The organism is Pseudomonas sp. FSL W5-0299 (assembly GCF_005930655.1).
Lineage (GTDB): Bacteria > Pseudomonadota > Gammaproteobacteria > Pseudomonadales > Pseudomonadaceae > Aquipseudomonas > Aquipseudomonas mandelii.
In genome coordinates this window covers 1-378 of sequence record NZ_RXHX01000123.1, presented here as the reverse complement: position 1 = coordinate 378, position 378 = coordinate 1, and the positions used below count along the sequence as shown (strand labels likewise).

The following is a 378-nucleotide window of genomic DNA, read 5'->3' as shown; positions in this document are numbered from 1 at the left end:
ACCTTCAGCGACGCGGTTTTCGATCAGACGATCCGAACCACCTTCAGCGACGCGGTTTTCGATCAGACGATCCGAACCACCTTCAGCGACGCGGTTTTCGATCAGGCGATCCGAACCACCTTCAGCGACGCGGTTTTCGATCAGACGATCCGAACCACCTTCAGCAACGCGGTTTTCGATCAGACGATCGGAACCACCTTCAGCTACGCGGTTTTCGATCAGGCGGTCAGAACCACCTTCAGCAACGCGGTTTTCGATCAGACGATCCGAACCACCTTCAGCCACACGACTTTCGATCAGGCGATCCGAGCCGCCTTCAGCGACAACCGGGTGAGCAGAAGAAGCGGCGAAAGCGTTAACTGCAAAAACCGAGAAAGC

At 56.1% G+C, this 378-nt stretch carries 1 protein-coding gene; it reads right to left on the bottom strand.

Going from position 1 to position 378, the window contains the following annotated elements; translation table 11 throughout:
• Nucleotides 1-378: phage infection protein (locus tag FHL16_RS33910; protein WP_077750554.1), on the bottom strand; the 378-nt coding region annotated here is incomplete at both ends.